The sequence below is a fragment of the Urinicoccus timonensis genome (assembly GCF_900232945.1).
GTDB classification, from domain to species: Bacteria; Bacillota; Clostridia; order Tissierellales; family Peptoniphilaceae; genus Urinicoccus; species Urinicoccus timonensis.
Map to the genome: position 1 here is coordinate 107,047 of NZ_OCTU01000002.1, position 19,987 is coordinate 127,033.

Genomic DNA, 19,987 nt, shown 5'->3' on the forward strand with positions numbered 1-19,987 from the left:
AATCTTAATACAAATTGTTTAATAAGTAAATAGTTTTTGAAAAAAAGGAGGTCTAGGGAGCTTTTTTTCTCCAGGGGAATCCTATCCTAGATTGAAAAAAATCCCCCTTTTCAGTATAATAGACTTTAATGAATAAAACTGTTTAACGCTTGTTTAGGGGGATTAGAATGGATAAAAATAAAAAACCATATTATATTACAACGCCAATTTATTATCCCAGTGATAATCTACACATTGGCCATACTTACTGTACCGTGGCAACAGATGCTGTCAAGAAGTTTAAGGAGCTCCAAGGCTATGATGTCTTCTTTACTACTGGTACCGACGAACACGGACAAAAGATTCAAGAAAAGGCCCGAGAACAAGGCATGGAGCCCAAGCCCTATGTCGACAACATCGTTAAGGACATTAAAGACTTGTGGAAAAAGCTGGACATCCGCTATGATGCCTTTGTCCGGTCCACTGACAAGGACCATGAAAAGAATGTCCAAGAGCTTTTCCAAAAACTCTATGACAAGGGAGAAATCTACAAGGGAGAATACGAGGGCTACTACTGTACCCCCTGTGAATCCTTTTGGACAGAAAACCAATTGGGCGAAGACCATGTCTGCCCCGATTGTGGCCGTCCAACCCACCGGCAAAAAGAAGAAAGCTATTTCTTTAGATTGTCTAAATACCGGGACCGTCTCTTAAAACTCTACGAAGACCATCCCGAATTTATAGAACCTGACTTCCGGAAAAAGGAAATGGTCAACAACTTCTTAAAAGAAGGCCTGGAAGACCTATCTGTTACCCGGTCCAGCTTTGACTGGGGGGTTCCTGTTCCCTTTGACGAAAACCACGTCATCTATGTTTGGATTGATGCCCTATCCTGTTATTTAACAGGGATTGGCTATGGCAAGGACCCAGAGACCTTTAACCGTTACTGGCCGGCCCAAGTCCACTTTGTAGGCAAGGAAATCATGCGTTTCCACGTCATCATTTGGCCTGCCCTTTTGATGGCTCTGGATATGCCCTTGCCGGAAAAAGTCTTTGGCCACGGCTGGATTCTCTTTAACAACGACAAGATGAGTAAGTCCAAGGGCAACATTGTCTACCCTGAACCCATTATCGACCGCTATGGGGTAGACGCCTTGAAATACTTCCTCCTAAGGGAATTTTCCTTTGGTAACGACGGAAGTTTTGAAACCGATAAGTTCTTAAAACGGCTTAATTCCGACCTGGCCAACGACCTGGGCAACCTGGTTTCCAGGACTGTGTCCATGATCGAAAAATACTTCGGACAAATTCCGGAGGCTGGCCAGCCAGGAAAATACTCCAAAGAATTGGAAGAAATGGCCCTGTCCATTGCCGATAAAAATGAAAAAGCCATGGACCACTTCCAATTTTCCACTGCCCTGGAAGACATTTGGACCTTAATTCGTCGCTGCAACAAGTATGTGGATGAAACCACTCCTTGGATCTTAGCCAAGGAAGGCAAGATGGAAGAACTGGGAACAGTCCTCTACCACCTGGCTGAAGCCTTGCGGATTGTCTCCGTCCTAATCTATCCCACCATGGAACACACTGCCCTGGAAATTCGCGACCAATTGGGCATCCAAGGGGAAATTAAGTTGGAGGATGCAAAAGTTTGGGGCCTAACCCCTACCGGAGTCCCCATCCAAAAGGGCAAGATCATCTTCCCAAGATTGGATGTAGAAGAAGAAATCCAAGCCCTTTCCAAGGCCCATGAAGACTTGATTGCCAAGAGAAAATTGGCCCATGGTCAAGCCCCTAGCCAAGAAGAAACAGAAAAACCTGGCAAGGACCAAATCACCCTAGAGGACTTTGAAAAGTTGGAAATTAAATTGGCCAAGGTTGTCTCTGTAGAAGACCACCCCAATGCCGACCGGCTCTACCTTCTTCACTTACAGCTAGGAGAAGAAGAAAGAACCATTGTTACAAATATTAAAGATCGCTACAAGCCTCAAGACCTAGAGGGGAAAAAGATCCTGGTTTTAACCAACCTCAAACCCCACAAGTTTAGAGGCATCGAATCCCAGGGCATGCTCTTGGCAGCAGAAGACCAAGACGGAAACCTGTCCATAGCCACAACCCTGGAAGATATAAAGGATGGAGCAGTGATATCATGATCGATTCCCACGTCCACTTAGACGACCCCCGTTTTAAAAAAGACCAGGACCAAATTATCCAAAACTTTGACCAAGATGGCCTGGAGTTGGTGGTAAATATTGGGGCAGACCTAAAGTCTAGCCGGGCTTCTGTAGACCTGGCTCGGAAGTATGACAGGGTCTATGCCACAGTAGGCATCCACCCCCATGACGCCTCCACCTACAGTCCAGAAGTGGAAAAAGAACTCATAGACCTGGCCCAAGATGAAAAAGTCTTGGCCATTGGAGAAATTGGCCTGGACTACTACTATGACAATTCGCCCAGAGACATCCAAAAAGAAGTTTTTGAAAAACAATTGGACCTGGCCCATAGACTGGGTCTCCCCATTGTCATCCACACCCGGGAAGCCAGCCAAGATACCTTTGACCGGATCAAGGCCCATATGGAAAAGTACCCCCAAGACAGGGTCCTCATCCATTGCTTTTCCGAGTCCCTGGAAATGATGCGGGAGTATGTGAAACTGGGTTGCTATATCGCCCTGGGTGGGTCTGTTACCTTTAAAAACGCCCGGGTCCCCAAGGAAGTCGCCAAGGAAGTTCCCTTAGACCGGCTCCTTTTAGAAACAGACTGTCCCTATCTCACTCCAGAACCCTATCGGGGCAAGAGGAATGAACCGGCCTATGTCCGCCATGTAGGGGACTTTATCGCTAATTTAAGAAGGATCAACCTGGACTATCTCCTGGACCAAACAGCCCGAAACGCCAAGGCCTTTTACGGAATCCAAGCATGAAAAAAATCCGTGAAATCATCGTGGTAGAAGGCCGGGACGACATTACTGCCGTCCGGTCTGCCGTAGAAGCCCAAGTGGTCCAAACCCGGGGTTATTCCTATGGGAAAAAACTCATTGACACCCTTCAATTGGCCCAAAAGAACCGGGGAGTCATCGTCCTGACAGACCCCGACTATATGGGGGAAAAAATCCGCAAGGACCTGGACAAACGAGTCCCGGGAATAAAACATGCCTTCATATCTACAGACCTGGCCCTGAAGGGGGAAAACATTGGGGTAGAAAATGCCAAACCCCAAGCCATTATAGAAGCCCTGGAAAGGGCCCAGGCTACCCTGGAAGAGGCAGAGGTTGAATTTACAGAAAAAGACCTCCGGGCCTGGGGACTTTCTGGAGGCCCCCAAGCCAATGAACGGAGAAAAAAACTGGGCAAGGCCCTCCATCTTGGCCAGTGTAATAGCAAGCAATTTTTAAAGCGACTCAATGCCTTTGGCATCAGCCGTGAGGAAGTTCAAGAAAAGGTAAGAAAAATTGATGGACAATAAAAGACTTTATACACCCTCCACAATTAAAGAAATCTTAAACCGCCATGGCTTTACCATGACCAAGGCCCTGGGGCAAAACTTTTTAATTGACGGCAACACCGTCCGGGGGATTGTCCAAGGGTCTGGAGTGACAAAAGAAGACCGGGTCCTGGAAATTGGCCCCGGCATTGGGACCCTGACAGAGGAATTGGCCCTGGAAGCCAAGTCTGTTTTGGCTGTAGAAAAGGACCAAAGGCTAAAGCCCATCCTGGAAGAAACCATGGCAGACTACGACAATGTGGAAATCCTCTTTGGAGATGCCTTGAAATTGGACCTGAAAAAGGAATGGGAAGACCGCTTTGGTCAAGACCCAGTCCATATTGTGGCCAACCTGCCCTACTATGTCACCACCCCCATTTTGGGAGCTCTTTTTGACCTGGACCTGCCCCTGAAAAGCCTTACTGTCATGGTTCAAAAGGAAGTGGCCGAGAGGATGTGTGGCCAAGAGGGGACCAAGGACTATGGTGCCTTGACTCTTTTCATCCGCTACCATTCAGACCCGGAAATTATCCGGCAAGTTCCAAATTCTGTCTTTATTCCCAGGCCCAAGGTGGACTCAGCTGTGGTCCACATGCTGGTTAAGGACCCGGACCCCGGCATCCAAAGAGAAAAATTCTTCCGGATTGTCAAGGCCGCCTTTTCCAAACGCCGTAAGACCATTTTGAATGCCCTATCCTCCTATGGATTTTCCATTAGCAAGGCAGAAATTCGCAAAATTTTAGAAAAATCAAACATCGATAGCATTCGCCGGGGAGAGACCTTGAGCCTGACAGAATTTCTCGTCCTGTCTATTAACTTTCCCGATGAATTTTAGAGAGGTGACCCATGCAAGCAAAATACTTAAGCCAAGAGGATAAGGAAAAGATCCAAGAAAAATACAGGGTCTTCGAAGAAAGTACCGACCTAATGGACCTCTTAAGTTCCATTTTCAAGGTCTTGGGAGACCCAACCCGCTTAAAAATCATCTACCTCCTTTCCCAGAGTCCCCTTTGTGTCAACGACATTGTAGAATTGATTGGCATGAGCCAATCCAGCATATCCCACCAACTCAGCCTATTAAAGAGGAAAAAACTCATTAAAAGTGAAAAAGACGGCCGTAGGAACATCTACTCCCTGGATGATGACCACGTCCTAAGCCTCTTTTATGAAGGCTACAACCATGCCAGCCATCGTTTGGATGAAAAAAATGATTAAGGCTGGAATGAAGGGGTAAATATCTTATAGAAAAATATGACTAAAATTTAAAAGGAGGAAGTAAATTGACAAAAGCAATTGTTTATACATCCAGCACTTGCCCCTATTGCACCATGGCCAAGGACTATCTAGAAGAAAAGGGCGTAGATGTTGAAGAAAGAAATGTCCAAACAGACGCTGCTGCCCGGAGCGAACTCATGGAAAAAGGATACACAGGCGTTCCTGTTATTGTGATCGGGGACGAAGAAATCGTAGGTTTTGACAAGGCAAAATTAGAAAAAATACTCGACAAATAAGACGAATAACAGGGAGCCAGTTACTGGCTCCTTCTTTACTATAGGAGGAAGCATGAAGCAAACATCAATGATTTTAATGGTGGTAACCGTCTTAGCCAAGGTCTTTGGCCTGGCCCGGGAAAAAGCCCTGGCCCAATTTTTTGGCGTATCACCCATGGCCGATATCTTTATCGTGGCCCTGTCTATTCCCATGCTCTTTACCAACCTCTTGACAGGAGCCTTGGGAACGGGATTTATCCCAGTCTATAATGAAATTGAAGAAGAAAAGGGACATGTCCGGGCAGAACTTTTCACCTCCAATGTCACCAACACCCTGGCTCTTTTCTTTTTTTTATTGTCTCTAGTAGCCATTGTCTTTGCCCGACCCCTGGTCAAGGCCCTAAGCCCTGGCTTTAGCCCCCAACAAATGGAAACCGCCCTGGTCATGACCCGAATCTTCCTGCTTTCCATAGCCGTTACAGCTGTGGGATCCATCTACCGGGCCTACCTGCAAATCCATGGACGCTTTGTCATCAGTGTTCTCCACCCCATCATCATGAATATCTTCATCATCTTTTCCGTGGCAGTCCTGTCTAAAAAGGGGATCCTGCCCATGAGTTTGGGGGTCCTATTTGCCTTTATCGCCCAATTTGCCATCTTTATTCCCTTTTTAAACAAGAAACTCTTTCACTTTGTCTTTTCCCTAAAAGACCACTACTTAAAAAAGATGCTCACCAGCATCCTCCCCATCTTAATTTCTACCAGCGTGATTGAATTGAACTTCATCATCAACAAGGCCATCGCCTCCATGGTAACCAGTGGGGGGATTGCGGCCTTAAACTATGCCTCAAGACTCCAAGGTTTTGCCACAGGAATTGTCATCTCCAGCATTGTCACCGTAGCCTATCCCCAAATGGCCCGGGCCATAGCAGCCGGAGACAATCCTGGCCTCCACAAGTCCTTTTCCGAAGGCCTGTCCCTGATGAGCCTCTTGGTCATTCCTGCCACCGTAGGCATGATGGCTTTTTCCAGCGAGATTGTCTCCCTCCTCTTTAAGGGGGGGGCCTTTACCGACCAAGATGCAGCCATGACGGGGTCTGTCCTCTTTTACTATGCCTTGAGCATCCCAGCCATCGGTTTTCGAGAAATGCTGTCCCGGATCTTTTTCGCCAAGGGCTATGTAAAAATCCCCGTCATCAACTCGGTGCTCATTATCCTAATCAACGCCGTCCTAAGCCTGGTGGCCTCCAAGTACATGGGTCTGGCTGGCCTGGGTCTAGCTACCAGTTTGTCCATGATTATTGGGTCCCTGCTCTTGGCCCTGTCTCTGAAAAAAGACCTGGGAGAAAAAACCAGCGATATCAAGTGGGTCCAAACCCTGAAGGTTTGCCTGGCTACAGCCCTGATGACCCTCTTTGCCAAGCTGGTTTATTGGAAGATAAGCCAAATAGTTGGCCTGCGCTTGGGAATCCTAGTGGCCATTGCCCTGGGAGGCCTGGTCTATTTCGCCCTCTTGGCCCTCCTTAGGGTAGATGAGGTCCAAGAATTCAAACAAGCCCTCCTAAAAAGAAAGAAAACTAAATAAGATTCAATAAAAAAGATTTTAGCTAGATGCTATTCATCTAAAAAGACTTCAATGATATACTAAAGAGCAGATAAGTGAATTGTAAAATAAATAAGAAAAAGAGGTAAGCATGTCAGAATATTTATTTGATGAAATCAAGGACTTGTTTTTAAGTGTGGCAGAAGAAATAGATAGAGAAAATGCCCAAAAACAAGTCCCCGTCCTAATAAAATTTTTAGAACTTTTAAAAGAACTGTCCGGGGAAGAAGGGTCCTTCGACCAAGTGACCCTGGCCCAAGACTTGGAAGACTTCGGTCCAGAAGACTTTGACTCAGAAGACTATTTTGAAGAAAAAGAAGATTTAGGCTGGATTGAGGGAACCCTCCACCGACAACTCAAGGGAGGCATCCTGGCGGGGCAAGAAATTTACGTCCCCGAAAGGAGCATCCGGGAATTTGGCTTTGAAGATGGAGACCTAATCCGGGCCAAGTCCCAAGGCATTAAGCACATGGGAGCCAAGAGTCGGGAGTTTTACTATTTCGACCTCCTGTCCAAGGGAGATAGTCAAGAATCCAAGAGGGAAGAAATCAACTTTGCCCAAGTTCTCTGTAACGATGAATTGGGGCAATACTATATCCTGGGAGAGGAAGATGGACAGACAGTGGAAATCCCCCTCAAGGATGAAGACGTGGAATCCCTCTATATCCAAGAAAATGACCGGATTGAATACGCCTATTGGCAAGGAGACATCTTCGATGGCCGGGTGGCTTGGAAGTACAGTCTCAATGGTCCCGTAGTGGAAAAATCAGACCAAGCATCCCGGGGCCAAGATGGAGCCCTAAAGGGGATGGACGTGGTCCTGGCTGTAGACCTGGGTCGGGAAAAACCCTTCCGGGAAGAATTACACCGGCTGGGAGCCAACTTCGTCTCCCTGGAAGACATCAACCAAGCCTACCGGGAAAACCGGACCCTTTTAGCCGATTGCGCCCTAGTCCTCTATGACCAAGTGGCCTCCTGCCATTTTGAAACATTGCGCAAAAAACTCCAATATGATAATATTCCTACTGTATATATCGGTAATTTACAGGCCCAGGACCTCTACCAAGTCCTGCTAGATAATTTTTAATGAAATTGGAGAAAATATGGGAAAGAAAATTTTACTAATCAGTGACATTCCCGGCTATGGCAAGGTAGGCGCCATGGCCATGATTCCAGCCCTGAGCTTTATGGGCTATCGCTGCTACAACCTACCAACCCTCCTGGTGTCCAACACCCTAGACTATGGCGACTTTGCCATGATGGACACCACAGACTACATGGAAAAAACCATTGAAGTTTGGGACCGGTTAGACTTTGACTTTGACTGCATCTGTACAGGCCTTCTGTCCAGTCCAAGACAGGTAGACCTGGTTTTAAACTACATTAAAAAGTGGAAGAAAAAGGGACGGACCGTCCTGGTAGACCCCGTTATGGGAGACCACGGTTCCCTCTACCACGGAGTGGACAAAGAAATGGTGGCTGCCATGGCCAAGATGGCCCAGGTGGCCGACTATTTTATTCCCAATGGGACAGAAAGCCACCTGATAACCCAAGAAGCCGGTCTAGCAGAGGGAGATTGGACCCATCCGTCCATTGACCCCCTGAGACAATTGGGGGCCAAGTCCGTCCTCATTACCAGTGGCCTCCAAGACCATGACGACCCCGTCATCCGGGGCTACGATGCCAAAGAAGACCGCTACTTTGACCTGGCCTATAAAAGGGTTCCGGTATCCTTTCCTGGAACCGGCGACCTCTTTTCCGCCATCCTAATCGGCCTACTCTTGCAAGACCACACCCTGGAAGAAGCCGCCAAGAAGGCCTCCAAGGCTATTCGGGTCATGATGGAATCCTACCAAAAAACCAGCGATCCCTTCCATGGCATCCCCATCGAACAATGTAGCGACCTCTTATTAAAATCCATATAAAAGATTGACAAGAGACCATTCTTCCCGTATAATAAATAAGATTCATCCTTGCTCTTAATTGAGCCAGTAGTCCATAAGGAGGTGACATGATGAGAAAATACGAAGCAATTGTAATGTTTTACCCAAATGTTGAAGAAGAAAAACGCCAAAAAGCCCTTGACCGTTTAAAAGGAATTCTCGATCAAGACGGTAAGGTAACCAATGTTGATGAATGGGGAAACCGTAAGTTAGCGTATTTAATTGAATACCATGAAGATGCTTACTACGTTTTACTTGAATTCGAAGCAGAAACTAAGGCCATTACAGAATTTGACCGTGTAGCCAAGATTCTAGACCCAGTTATGCGTCATATGGTTGTTCGCTTAGAAGACTAATCCAAGGGAGTGTAAAGTATGAATAATGTATCTTTGCTCGGACGTTTAACCAAGGACCCTGAGTTGCGTTATACCCAAGGCGGGAAGGCAAGTTGCCGGTTCACCTTGGCCGTAGATCGTGGCCTGAGTCGGGAAAAACGCCAAGAATTAGAAGCCAACAATCAACCAACAGCAGATTTTATTTTCGTTACAGCATGGGGAAAAACAGCAGAATTGGTAGCGAACTACCTTTCCAAGGGCCGTCAAGTAGCCATTGAAGGAAGCATTCGCACAGGCAGTTATGAAAACCAAGAAGGACAAAGAGTCTATACCACAGAAGTGTGGGCCAACCGAGTCCACTTTATCTCAGATGGAAGTGGAAACAGGGCCGGAGGATCCCAATACGACCAAAGTCGTCCAGGAGCCTTCCAAGCCAACCAAAACAGACCGATGAATCAAGCCGGTCCTTCCAATCAACCTGTCAACCATTTTGCACAAGACCAAGCAAAACAAACTGGTCCAAGTCAAGACAACGACACCAGTGGTTTTTACCCCATCGATAATGATGACATTCCATTTTAAAAGGAGGGGTGAGCGTGCAAAGAAGATTTCGTTCTCGTAAAAAAGTTTGCGCTTTTTGTGCAGATGAAAAGAAAGTAATTGACTATAAAGACACACAAACACTTCGCAAATACATCTCAGACAGAGGAAAGATTTTACCTCGTCGAGTAAGCGGATGTTGTGCAAAGCACCAAAGAGAAATGCAAAGTGCCATTAAACGGGCACGCCAAGTTGCATTACTTCCATATAGTGCAGACTAATGAAGATGGGCCTAGCCCATCTTTTTTTATGGGCTTTTTTGGGGATATAAAAATTTATTCTCTATATTTATATATCCTGATTACCAATACGGGCGACACGAGGTCGCCCCTACAAGCTGACATGATTTTGTAGGGGCTGGCCTGTCTGTAGGGGCTTGCTGGTTCATGACCTAAGCCGAAATCTTTGATTTCGTAGCTAGGTCAGATACAGTCTTTCACAGCGAAAGGAGCGAGAGCGAACTTGAGCTGATGAAAAGTTGTACAAGCCCGTTCCGCAATCCCGAATCTGTTTATAGCGGCTTTAATTTCTATTTAACAATAAAGAAATCTGTAGGGGCTGGCCTGTCCAGCCCTTTCCACAATCCCGTATATATTTATTTAGGGAATAGGGGAATTGATATTATTCTCTATATTTATAGATCCTGTCTATTAATTCGGGCGACACAAGGTCGCCCCTACAAGAGGGTTTTCGGGGTATTGATATTATTCTCTATATTTATAGATCTGTTTATCAATACGGGCGGCACAGGGCCGCCCCTACATTATGTTGCTGGGCGAGGCTTCAACAATCCAACCCCCACAAATAAAAAAATGTAGACCGTAGTCTACATTTTAATCCCTTTCATCTTTTAACCCAAGGTCACATCTAGGATCATCATGACGATAAAGCCGATGATGATGCCATAGGTGGCTTGGCGTTCATAGCCATTGCTATGGGTTTCTGGTATGATTTCGTCGCTAATGACAAAGAGCATGGCGCCTCCGGCCAGGGCCAGGATAAAGGGCAGGATGGGCTGGAAGACTTGGACCAAAAAGACACCTAAAAAGGCTCCAATGGGTTCGACTAGGCCGGTAATAAGGGCAATGAGGAAGGCTTTTTTTGTGGAATAGCGCTCCCGGACCAAGGACAGGGCCACAGCCAGGCCTTCGGGCATATTTTGCAGGCCAATTCCCAGGGCAATGGTGATGCCGTTTTTCAGGGAGTCGGTACCAAAGCCCACGCCGGTAGCCAGGCCTTCGGGAAAGTTGTGGATGGTAATGGCAATGATAAAAAGCCAAATTTGTTTCAAGGAATCGGTATTTTTCCCTTCGACTTTCTTGTCGATAAGGTGTTCGTGGGGGGCATAGCGGTCCACCAGGTCAATGAGGTAGGCCCCTAAAAAAAGTCCCAGGGAGGTGATTAAAACGGCTTGGAGGCTTCCTCCACCGTATTCGATACTGGGCATGATCAAAGAAAAACAAGTAGCGGCCAGCATGACTCCGGCGGCGGAACCCAAGAGGGTATCTAAAAGTCCTTGGGAGACGTTTTTTGTAGCAAAAATGGGAAGGGCTCCCAGACCGGTCATCAAGCCGGGGATCAGGCAGCCCAAAAAGATAATTAAATTGGGGTTGATTGTATCCATATAGCCTCTTTTCTATAAAAAAAGCATCTATAAATAGATGCGAATAAATCGAATTATGTAGCCATACACCCGGCCTTGTCTTATTGATTATATGCGGTACCCGGAGAGTTAACTCAGACTAGGCGACCCATACGGCACACAAAACATCTTCCTTAGTGCTGCTTCCGTCAGGACCTGACACGGTTCAAAAGCATTTGTTGCGTAGGACCCAATCATCAACGCCACTTTTCCGAGGCAGACCATACAAGGATAAGCCGCAACCGGGGATTCAACCTTGCTATAGCGGATTGCAAGCAAAAGGGTGCCGCTAGCTCCCCGTCTAGTATGGCAATGTTATTACTGGCGGAGAGAGGGGGATTCGAACCCCCGATACGCTATAAACGTATACCCGCTTTCCAGGCGAGCGCCTTAAACCAACTCAACCATCTCTCCATTGGATTACAATAACTTATTATACAGAATAAAAAGAAAAGTGTCAAGGTTTCCTTAACACTTAAAATTCTTTTTATTTGATTGTTTGAATATAATTGCTGGCTAGCTTTATAAAGTCTTCTTTAGAGATGGACTCTGTTAAAAGGGTTCCAATTAAACTGGTAAAAAGGAAGTCAATCTTGCCCTTGGAATCTTCATTTAAGTAGGAGTCTCCAAGCTTGGGGTCATCTTCCCAGGCCTTTAGTAAGCCCTCTTTCAGGGGGGCAGTATGTTCATCAAAAAGGTCACGACCTTGTTTAGGATCCTTGTAGGCCAGGCCTAAAGAATATAAGTTAAAAAATTCAGCTCCCTCGGCCTTCTTTTGAGCCAAAGAAGAGAAAAGCCATTCTAAATAATTAAGAAAAGATCCAGACTTGTCCTTGTCTATTTCCCCCAAATCAAAAATTTTTTCCCAGGCATAGTCCAAGACTCCATAGATTAAATCGTCCTTGGACTCAAAATGATTATAGATGGACCCCACAGATACATGGCAGGCCGCAGCAACGGTGCGAATATCAATGGCGGTTAGGCCTTTTTCGGAAACAAGATCTTGACAATTTTCTAGGATCTCCTTGCGAGATGTAATTGTCTTTCTCATACCAAGACTCCTTTCACATGTCATTGAAAATAATAATACTATTTTTTAGGGATTTTGTCAATTTAGGAGGGATTTTTATTGCGAAAATCTAAGGAGGGGTCAAGATTTTTCTTGAATCAGGGTCCAAGGAAGTCCTTTAAGGGAAGGGGGGCCGACGGAGTTGGAAATTTTTTTTTCAAACTAGAAAAGATGCTACTCTAGGAAAGAATTCATGATATACTAAAGAAAATGAGGTGAGATTTTGTATTACGAAAACATTCAATTTATTTTAGAATTTATTGGAACCACGGCCTTTGCCATTTCCGGAGCCCTTTTGGGAGTCCGGCGGAGCATGGACGTTTTTGGCACCCTGGTTTTGGGCCTGGTTACGGCAGTTGGGGGTGGGATGATTCGGGACCTGACCCTGGGGATTACGCCTCCGGCGGCCTTTACGGATTCCATTTGGACCCTAATTGCTGTTGTGGTGTCCCTCTTGGTTTTTTTCAGTTTTTACCGACGGGGGGACCACCTCAACAGTCGGTTTTTAATTACCTTTGAAAAGTACCTGGTCTTTTTTGATGCCTTGGGTCTGGCTGCCTTTACCATTGTTGGCATGAATACGGCAGCCCAGATTGGCTATGTGAACCAGCACTTTTTGATTTTATTTTGTGGCATGGCTACGGGGATTGGTGGTGGAATCATCCGGGACCTCTTGGCTGGCATTGTTCCCTTTGTCTTTATCCGGCAAATTTATGCTGTAGCTAGTTTTTTTGGTGGAATCCTCTACCTCTTGACCTACCAGTCTTTGGGGCCATCTATTGCCATGATTTTAGGTTTTACGGGAGTTCTTGTAGTCCGGTTGCTTTCCTATATGAAAAAATGGAACCTTCCCCGGGTTATTGTGGAAGACATTGAGGAAGGCAGGCAGGGCCAATGAAAGAGGAAGTTTTGAATTTTTTGGAGGCCCACCGGGAAGACTATGTTTCTGGCCAGGACCTGGCAGACCAGCTGGGGGTTTCCCGGGCGGCTGTTTGGAAGGCCATTGAGATCTTGAGAAGCCAGGGCTATACCATTGAAGCCAAGCCCAAAAAGGGCTACCGACTCTTGGGGGACTTTGACCGACTCTCCCAGGGAGGCATCCGTAAACATCTTCCGGAAGCCTTAAAGGACCGGCAAATTTTCATCTACGACAGCCTGGATTCTACCAATACGGAAATGAAAAGGAAGCTGGAAAAAAACCAGGTCCGGCCCTTTGATGTGGTTCTGGCTGAAGAACAGGTCCAGGGACGGGGACGACGGGGCAAGGTCTTTGCCTCTCCCAAGCACACGGGCCTCTATATGACCCTCCTCTACTACAAGGAGGGAGAGGGGGACTTGGAGGACCAAGACCTGATTACCATCAAGGCCGCCTTGGCCGTTTTAAGGGCTGTGAAAAAGACTACAGGCCTGGAAGCCAAGATCAAGTGGGTTAACGATCTCTTTTTGGCCAATAAAAAATTTTGTGGCATCTTGACTGAAGGGGAGTTCAACCTGGAGAACCGGGAAATTTCAGCCATCTACACAGGGATTGGCATCAACATCCGGATGCCGGAAGAGGGATTTGGCCCAGACCTGGAAAAAATTGCCACAGCCTTAAATGTAGACCTTTTGAGAAACCACCTGGCTGGGGAAATCATAAGCCAGCTCTATTTTTTAAAGGACCAAGACCGAAGAGAAGTCATTCGGGCCTACAGGGAGGCCTCCCTGGTCTTGGGGAGAAAAATTTCCTTCAACTACCAGGGCCAAGACCTGGTGGGCCGGGCCAAGGACATCAACGACCAAGGCCATCTCTTGGTGGACCTATCTGGCCAGACCCTGACCCTCAAGGCTGGAGAAATTTCCATCCGGGGAGATTTTTCTTAAAGCCCGGCCTAGGATTTTGGAGTATAAGTTTTAAATCGGTAGCAGGTTTCAAGAAGATGGACCAATCTTTTTTATCGCTACAAGTTTAAAGATTCTAAATTATGATACTCAAAATGTCAGTAAAGACCCTCACTTTGGTCTTCATTACAAGATTATAAGAGATTCAGTATTGAGAAAACTTCTATAGGATAATGGGAGTTCGAATGGGAACAGTTGGAAGCAGAGGTTTCTGCTTAAGACTAGATGTGGAGGTAGACTTTATGTTCAAATCAAAAAACAAGAATAAGGTGAAAATTTTTATATTATTCTTGTTTTTCTTATTGTCTATAATAATATTTAATAATTTATCCACTCATAAATATTTAAAGGAATTTGAATATACATATGGATTCATTCGCGATGCTTACAGTGGTTTTTATATTCTAGGCAATGAAAATTGGCTGAGGAATAAAAATAGATATAAGAAAATGATAAAATCATGCCGCAATGACACAGATTATATGAATGAGATGAATCTAATATTAAAAGAAATAGGCGATGGACATGTAAATGTAGTTAATCGAGACTCGATTATCAATCGAATACTGGGCATTTTACCTCATGGTTTTAAAAAAGCTGATTGGGATGAATGGATTAAGGAAGATCCATTTTCAGAGAAAGTGCTAAAGGATTATCATATTTCTTACACTGATGTAAGAGAGGCTTCCCTTGATTCGCCGCTTAAATATCAGGATGTGCATAACTTAGAGGCAAGAAAAATTATAGATGGGAAAATTGGCTATATCAAAATAAATAGTATGTTAGAGCCAAATTCATCAGATATAAATTTTAGAAATGATGAATTAAGAATGAAGAATTTTCTTGATGATGAATATGAGACAATCATTATTGATTTAAGATCGAACGCTGGTGGAAATGCATTTTATTGGTTAGATTTTCTATTACCCTACCTAGGTATCCAAGAAGGAACTTCATTAAATTGGATCAGCTTTTGGACGGATAGAGCTAGTAAGGTACCATCGTCATATCCTTTATATGATGATAGTGTTAAAATTCATAAATTAGATCAGTCAAAAAAAGAAATGATTTATAAAGAATTCCCAGATTTAAGAGCTAGCACATTAGATAAAACGATATTCGATCATTTTAGTTATTATTCGAGACATAGTTTTGCTATAACTCATAGAGAAAATGCATCTTTCAGCCAAAGACCATATAATCTATATTTTCTTACTGGACCAAAGACTGGCAGTGCTTCAGACGCACTTATTAAGTTTGTGAAAGTCAATCAATTAGGAAAAATAGTGGGTGAACGGACAAAGGGGGATCCAGTTCCATATAATCCTACTGTTCAAATGCCATATACAGGTATGCAAGTCAGTGTTCCCTTAACGCTATCATTGCCCATAGGTATGCCCATAGAAGAGTTTTACTACACGAATCCAGATATTTTTGCGAGTGACGAGATAAAAGCAATTAAACGATTGTCGGATGGGACTCTTTTTCAATTTGATGAGGCTTTAATAAAAGTATTAGAAAATGAGGGTTATTGGGATCATTAGTCGAACAGTTTTTAACTGAGTGGGAAGTTATGGGGGAACTATTCTTAATAATATAAAAGATAAGTAAAGAAAAAGATTCCTTCATGGCGAAGGAATCTTTTTTATTCCAAATCTTGGGTGATTTGTTTTTTCAGGTCCATTTGGTAGAGGAGGCCCTCCTGGGACTGGAAGTCCAAGGTCCGGTCTAGCTTGTATTCTTTGATAATGGACCGGGTCTTGGGAGACAGGATGTAGATCCTATGGCTCAGGTGGATGGCCTCGTCGATATCATGGCTGATAAAGAGGGTGGTGAGCTGGATTTCTTCCATAATCTTCAGGTACCAGTCGTGCATTTTGGCCTTGGTAATGGCATCTAGTTTGGAGAAGGGTTCGTCTAAAAGGGCTATCTTTGAGGAAAAGAGATAGGTCCTTAAAAGGGCGGCTCTTTGGGCCATGCCTCCGGAGATTTCAGAGGGATAGAGGCCCTCTGTGCCGGTCAGGCCAAATTGTTGGAAGTAGGACTGGGCTCTTTCCCGGGCCTGGTCCTTGGGGACTTTTTTTAAAAAGAGGGGAAGGGCCACATTGTCCAAGATTTTTAAATGGGGCAAGAGGAGGTCTTTTTGTAACATATAGGCTACCTGGCCGGCCTGGCCAGTGATGTCTTTTCCCTCCAAGAGGACCTGGCCCTGGTCGGGTTTTAGGAGGCCGGCAATGATGTTAAAAAGTGTGGTCTTACCGGACCCCGAAACCCCCAAGAGGGAAACCAACTCTCCCTGGTCGACATGGAGACAGAGGTCTTCCAAGACAGTATGAGAGCCAAAGGTCTTGGAAATGGACTCAAGGTCTAGAAATTTATTGGGGGAGGAAGTCATTGGTGAATCCGTAGCCCTTGTCTAGGGGTTTTTTAATGAGGTTTTCATCAGCCAACCATTGGTAGAATCTATCCCAACGGGTTTGGTCCACGTAGCCGAATTGTTTGCTGTCGTCTTGGTATTTGTCGGCTAGCCATTTTTGTGAAGCCAGGACTAGGTCCTTGTCCAATTCTGGGTTGGCCTTGCAGAGGATCTCAGCGGCTTTTTCTGGATTTTCCATGGCGTATTGGTAGCCCTTGACGGTGGCTCTTAAAAAGGCCTTGACGGTTTCAGGGTCTTCTTTCAAAAGCTGGTTGTTGGAAATAATGACGGGGCTGTAGTAGTCGAAAACGGGGTTGATGTCGATAAAGGAAAAGTAGTTGTAGGGAACATCTTTGACTTGAGCAGCCAGTCCATCCCAGGCATAGTAGATCCAAACGGTATCGATATTGCTTTGGATGGCAGAGACAGCATCGGTGGCTGTGGAGGGAATAAATTCTACCTTGTCGGGGTTTCCTCCATCTTTTTGGATGACATTTTTAATAATGGCTTGTTCAATGGGGTTGTCCCAGCTAGCGTAGTTGTGACCTTCCATATCCTTGGGCCGGGTGATGTTTTTGTCCTTGGCGGAAATAATCCCTGAGGTGTTGTGGTTGATAATGGCACAAATGGATGTAATGGGAAGGGGGTTGTCGTTGGCAAAAGTAGCAGCTAAGACGTCTTGGAAGGAAACGCCAAAGTCAGCTTTTCCAGAAGCTACCAGGGCTTCGGCTCCATCTTCTGGAGGTTGGACGATGTTGAGTTTTAGGCCTTCGTCGGCATAGTAGCCCAGGGCGTCAGCTACATAAACCCCGGTGTGATTGGTGTTGGGGGTCCAGTCCAAGACGAATTGGACGTCTTTTAAGTTTTCTTGGTCCGGATTGCTGGCGGCAGATTCTTCCTTGGGCTTGGAGCCACAAGCTGTTAAGAGTAAGCTGGCAGCCAGGGCCAGGACGGTTAATTTTTTAAAGTTCATGTTTTTCTCCTTTTTTCCAGGGCATTGATTTTTTTTCCAGCCATTGAACAAGTAAAAGGCAGAGGTAGGAAATGATGGAAATAAAAACAATGACAGCAAACATCTTGTCAAAAGAATAGGACTTCTTGACCTTGGTCATATAAACTCCCAGACCGGCGTAGCCTCCCAGCCATTCGGCAATGACAGCCCCTACCAGGGCATAGGAGGTGGAAATTTTCAAGCCGGCAAAAAAGGAAGTCAGGCTCATGGGCCACTTGACATAGCGGAAAAGGTCCAGGCGGTTGGCCCCCATGGCTTGAAGGAGGAGGAGGGAATCCTTGTCAGCTCCTTGAAAACCTTGGTAGAGGTTCATGGCAATGGGGAAAAAGGTCACGATAACCACCAGGGTGATCTTGGGTAGTAGACCATAGCCCAGCCACAGAACCAAGAGGGGGGCAATGGCCACGGTGGGAACCGTTTGGGTCAAGACCAAGAGGGGGTAGAGGGCCTCCTTCACCAGGCGGAAACGGTCCATGGCCAGGGCGCAAATAAAGCCTAGAAGAACGCCAATGGACAGGCCCACCAGGGCTTCCAGCATGGTGACCTTAAGGTGGTTTAAGAGTAAGACTCGGTCGGTCCAAAAGGCTCTTAGGACGGCCTGGGGAGAGGGCAGCATGAAGCTGGGAACCAACTCATAATAGGAGACCAAAAACCAAAGGGCCAAAAGGACCAAAAGCACCAAAAGGGGGATGACCTTAACGGTATTTTTTTGTTTTTTCATCAATAGTTAAGAGGTGGTCCTTGGGATTGTAGAAAATCTTCACATAGGACTTCACCGAATCTGCTCCTTGACGGATGCAAATGAGTTGGGCTTCTTTAACAATATCTAAAAGTTCTTCATAGTCACCTTCCACAGTGGTTTCCAAGGGACCCACTTGGTAGTTGCAGCCAGTGGACGCAATGTAGGCAATGACGGAATCAACAATCCGTAAAAGATCTTCTTGACTGGCAGTCACGGGAAGAACTTGGATGGCAATAGTCGTATTCATGATAACTCCTTTCAATAAAAAAGGACTTCTGGGCAGCAGAAGTCCTTGGTTTCCTACGTCAGCATTACCTGAACAGGTTCAATGGGTTTGGCCGAAGCCATCTCAGCAATAGCACCCCTGCCCTTTTATTGTACCTAGGAATAAAACCTCGGTCAAGGAGAATTTCAATCCTGGTTAAAGGCCTGGTAGATGGCCTTGATGGCTGTATCATAGTCAGCAGTGTCCACACCGACGATGATGTTGAGCTCACTAGAGCCTTGGGTGATCATTTCCACATTGACCTGGGCATCGGCCAGGGCCTTAAAGAGCTTGGCAGAGGTCCCAATGTGGTTGCGCATATTTTGCCCCACCACGGCAATCAGGGAGATGTCTGTTTCTACGGAGATGTTGTCGGGGTTGCAAAGGGCCTTGATTTCGTTTGTAATTCGTTTTTTCTTGCCTTGGAGTTGATCGTCGGAGACAATTAAAGACAAGGAGTCGATACTGGAGGGGATGTGTTCTACATAGATGTCGTTGGCTTCCAGAATGGAAAAGACCTTACGGGAAAAGGACAGGTCCCGGTTCATTTGGACCTTGTCAATATTGATAACAGAAAAGCCCTGGCGGCCAGCGATACCGGTGATTTCACTCTTTTCGCTTCCCCCCTTACTGGAGGGGACAATCCGGGTTCCCTCTTCTTCCGGGGCATTGGTGTTTTTAATGGAGATGGGAATGCCCTGGGAAATTACGGGGAAGATGGCTTCTTCATGGAGGATGCTGGCCCCCATATAGGAAAGCTCACGAAGTTCCCGGTAGGAAATTTCCTTGATCCGGCGGGGATGGGGGATGATTTTAGGGTCTGCAGCCAAAAATCCACTGACATCGGTCCAGTTTTCATAGAGGTCGGCTCCTACTCCCCGGGCCACAATGGCTCCAGATAGGTCTCCTCCTCCCCGGGAGAAGGTGGTGATGGACCCGTCGGGTAGGGACCCATAAAAACCTGGAATCACAGCTGCATCAAAGGATTTTTTCATCTCTTCCAGGGCCTTGTAGGTCCTTTGGTCATCTAAAACGTGGGGGGCCTTAAAGAGCATGACATTTTTGGCATCGACAAAGGGAATGTCCAGGTACTTGGCTAGGATAAGACCATTTAAGTATTCACCCCGGCTGGACAGGTATTCCTTGGAGGCCTTTTCTTCAATGGCCTGGCGAATTTCATCAAAATAATCTTGTAGGTTGATTTCCACGCCAATTTCCCGGCAAATTTCAATATAGCGATTCTTAAACATGGAAAAGACTTCGTTATATGAAATGCCGTGGCTGGATAAGTCGTACAAGAGGTAGAGAAGGTCTGTAATCTTGGTATCCTGGTCATTTACCTTCCCAGGAGCCGAGGGGACAATATATTTTTTATTGGGGTCTGCCTGGATGATATCGTAGACCTTTTTAAATTGGCCGCCATTAGCCAGACTGGTTCCGCCAAATTTTGCTACAACAAGTGTCACAGTAACATCTCCTTTCAAAAGCTGCTAAAGTAATAATACATTTTATTGTAGTCAAAAAGAA

The 19,987-nt window shown here is 45.7% G+C and carries 22 protein-coding genes, 1 tRNA gene, 1 other RNA gene and 1 riboswitch; of the genes, 15 read left to right on the forward strand and 9 right to left on the reverse strand.

The window, feature by feature from the left end:
• Positions 1-167: 167 nt before the first annotated feature.
• The 12 genes from metG to rpsR all read left to right on the forward strand — a co-directional run bounded on the left by metG (position 168) and on the right by rpsR (position 9,654).
• Positions 168-2,132 carry a methionine--tRNA ligase gene (metG, locus tag CS898_RS04585; RefSeq protein WP_099208272.1) on the forward strand — a complete coding sequence of 655 codons (1,965 nt, stop codon included), beginning with the start codon at positions 168-170 and terminating at the stop codon, positions 2,130-2,132.
• Positions 2,129-2,902 carry a TatD family hydrolase gene (locus CS898_RS04590; protein ID WP_099208273.1) on the forward strand — a complete coding sequence of 258 codons (774 nt, stop codon included), beginning with the start codon at positions 2,129-2,131 and terminating at the stop codon, positions 2,900-2,902. Before metG ends, CS898_RS04590 begins: the two co-directional genes overlap by 4 nt.
• Positions 2,899-3,444 (forward strand): ribonuclease M5, encoded by a 546-nt coding sequence (gene rnmV / locus CS898_RS04595; RefSeq protein ID WP_099208274.1) that lies wholly within the window; start codon positions 2,899-2,901, stop codon positions 3,442-3,444. Before CS898_RS04590 ends, rnmV begins: the two co-directional genes overlap by 4 nt.
• A complete protein-coding gene (rsmA, locus tag CS898_RS04600; RefSeq protein WP_099208275.1) occupies positions 3,434-4,297 on the forward strand; it encodes a 16S rRNA (adenine(1518)-N(6)/adenine(1519)-N(6))-dimethyltransferase RsmA in 864 nt (287 codons plus the stop codon). The genes rnmV and rsmA overlap by 11 nt, the downstream gene beginning before the upstream one ends.
• A gap of 11 nt (positions 4,298-4,308) precedes the next feature.
• Positions 4,309-4,677 (forward strand): ArsR/SmtB family transcription factor, encoded by a 369-nt coding sequence (locus CS898_RS04605; protein ID WP_099208276.1) that lies wholly within the window; start codon positions 4,309-4,311, stop codon positions 4,675-4,677.
• Between the two features lie 65 nt (positions 4,678-4,742).
• A complete protein-coding gene (locus CS898_RS04610) occupies positions 4,743-4,973 on the forward strand; it encodes a glutaredoxin family protein (RefSeq protein ID WP_009431259.1) in 231 nt (76 codons plus the stop codon).
• 52 nt (positions 4,974-5,025) lie between these two features.
• The gene (gene murJ / locus CS898_RS04615; protein ID WP_099208277.1) at positions 5,026-6,537 is read left to right on the forward strand and encodes a murein biosynthesis integral membrane protein MurJ; all 1,512 of its coding nucleotides are present in this window, start codon (positions 5,026-5,028) and stop codon (positions 6,535-6,537) included.
• Positions 6,538-6,646: 109 nt separating this feature from the next.
• The gene (locus CS898_RS04620; protein ID WP_099208278.1) at positions 6,647-7,642 is read left to right on the forward strand and encodes a hypothetical protein; all 996 of its coding nucleotides are present in this window, start codon (positions 6,647-6,649) and stop codon (positions 7,640-7,642) included.
• Positions 7,643-7,658: 16 nt separating this feature from the next.
• Positions 7,659-8,480, forward strand: coding sequence for a PfkB family carbohydrate kinase (locus CS898_RS04625; protein WP_099208279.1), 822 nt, complete (start codon positions 7,659-7,661; stop codon positions 8,478-8,480).
• A gap of 89 nt (positions 8,481-8,569) precedes the next feature.
• Positions 8,570-8,854, forward strand: a complete 285-nt coding sequence (gene rpsF, locus CS898_RS04630; RefSeq protein WP_039880712.1) for a 30S ribosomal protein S6 — start codon at positions 8,570-8,572, stop codon at positions 8,852-8,854.
• An 18-nt stretch (positions 8,855-8,872) separates the two neighbouring features.
• On the forward strand, positions 8,873-9,415 hold the full coding sequence (locus CS898_RS04635) for a single-stranded DNA-binding protein (RefSeq protein WP_099208280.1): 543 nt from the start codon (positions 8,873-8,875) through the stop codon (positions 9,413-9,415).
• 14 nt (positions 9,416-9,429) lie between these two features.
• Positions 9,430-9,654 (forward strand): 30S ribosomal protein S18, encoded by a 225-nt coding sequence (gene rpsR / locus CS898_RS04640; RefSeq protein WP_052099059.1) that lies wholly within the window; start codon positions 9,430-9,432, stop codon positions 9,652-9,654.
• A gap of 629 nt (positions 9,655-10,283) precedes the next feature.
• On the opposite strand, the gene CS898_RS04645 is transcribed toward rpsR, so the two are convergent.
• The 4 genes from CS898_RS04645 to CS898_RS04660 all read right to left on the reverse strand — a co-directional run bounded on the left by CS898_RS04645 (position 10,284) and on the right by CS898_RS04660 (position 12,126).
• Entirely contained in the window at positions 10,284-11,057 is a 774-nt protein-coding gene (locus CS898_RS04645) for a ZIP family metal transporter (RefSeq protein ID WP_099208281.1), read from the reverse strand.
• A 61-nt stretch (positions 11,058-11,118) separates the two neighbouring features.
• Positions 11,119-11,385, reverse strand: an RNA gene (gene ffs, locus CS898_RS04650) — signal recognition particle sRNA large type.
• 12 nt (positions 11,386-11,397) lie between these two features.
• Positions 11,398-11,489: transfer RNA gene (locus tag CS898_RS04655), tRNA-Ser, on the reverse strand.
• Positions 11,490-11,562: 73 nt separating this feature from the next.
• A complete protein-coding gene (locus tag CS898_RS04660) occupies positions 11,563-12,126 on the reverse strand; it encodes a TetR/AcrR family transcriptional regulator (RefSeq protein WP_159459124.1) in 564 nt (187 codons plus the stop codon).
• Positions 12,127-12,367: 241 nt separating this feature from the next.
• Here CS898_RS04660 and CS898_RS04665 point away from each other — a divergent pair, with 241 nt between their 5' ends.
• The 3 genes from CS898_RS04665 to CS898_RS04675 all read left to right on the forward strand — a co-directional run bounded on the left by CS898_RS04665 (position 12,368) and on the right by CS898_RS04675 (position 15,569).
• Positions 12,368-13,042: a trimeric intracellular cation channel family protein gene (locus CS898_RS04665; RefSeq protein WP_099208283.1), complete on the forward strand. Its 675-nt coding sequence runs from the start codon at positions 12,368-12,370 to the stop codon at positions 13,040-13,042.
• Positions 13,039-14,007, forward strand: coding sequence for a biotin--[acetyl-CoA-carboxylase] ligase (locus tag CS898_RS04670; protein ID WP_099208284.1), 969 nt, complete (start codon positions 13,039-13,041; stop codon positions 14,005-14,007). Before CS898_RS04665 ends, CS898_RS04670 begins: the two co-directional genes overlap by 4 nt.
• 203 nt (positions 14,008-14,210) lie before the next feature.
• Positions 14,211-15,569: a S41 family peptidase gene (locus CS898_RS04675; protein ID WP_159459125.1), complete on the forward strand. Its 1,359-nt coding sequence runs from the start codon at positions 14,211-14,213 to the stop codon at positions 15,567-15,569.
• A gap of 101 nt (positions 15,570-15,670) precedes the next feature.
• Here CS898_RS04675 and CS898_RS04680 read toward each other — a convergent pair whose 3' ends face one another.
• From CS898_RS04680 to CS898_RS04700, 5 genes are all read right to left on the reverse strand, one after another.
• On the reverse strand, positions 15,671-16,420 hold the full coding sequence (locus CS898_RS04680; protein ID WP_099208286.1) for an ABC transporter ATP-binding protein: 750 nt from the start codon (positions 16,418-16,420) through the stop codon (positions 15,671-15,673).
• Positions 16,401-17,414: an ABC transporter substrate-binding protein gene (locus CS898_RS04685; protein WP_099208287.1), complete on the reverse strand. Its 1,014-nt coding sequence runs from the start codon at positions 17,412-17,414 to the stop codon at positions 16,401-16,403. The genes CS898_RS04680 and CS898_RS04685 overlap by 20 nt, the downstream gene beginning before the upstream one ends.
• Positions 17,404-18,174, reverse strand: a complete 771-nt coding sequence (locus CS898_RS04690) for an ABC transporter permease (protein WP_099208383.1) — start codon at positions 18,172-18,174, stop codon at positions 17,404-17,406. The genes CS898_RS04685 and CS898_RS04690 overlap by 11 nt, the downstream gene beginning before the upstream one ends.
• Positions 18,149-18,442: a thiamine-binding protein gene (locus CS898_RS04695; protein WP_099208382.1), complete on the reverse strand. Its 294-nt coding sequence runs from the start codon at positions 18,440-18,442 to the stop codon at positions 18,149-18,151. The genes CS898_RS04690 and CS898_RS04695 overlap by 26 nt, the downstream gene beginning before the upstream one ends.
• A gap of 33 nt (positions 18,443-18,475) precedes the next feature.
• A riboswitch (TPP riboswitch) is annotated at positions 18,476-18,571 on the reverse strand.
• A gap of 35 nt (positions 18,572-18,606) precedes the next feature.
• A complete protein-coding gene (locus CS898_RS04700) occupies positions 18,607-19,926 on the reverse strand; it encodes an aspartate kinase (RefSeq protein WP_099208288.1) in 1,320 nt (439 codons plus the stop codon).
• Between the last annotated feature and the right edge of the window lie 61 nt (positions 19,927-19,987).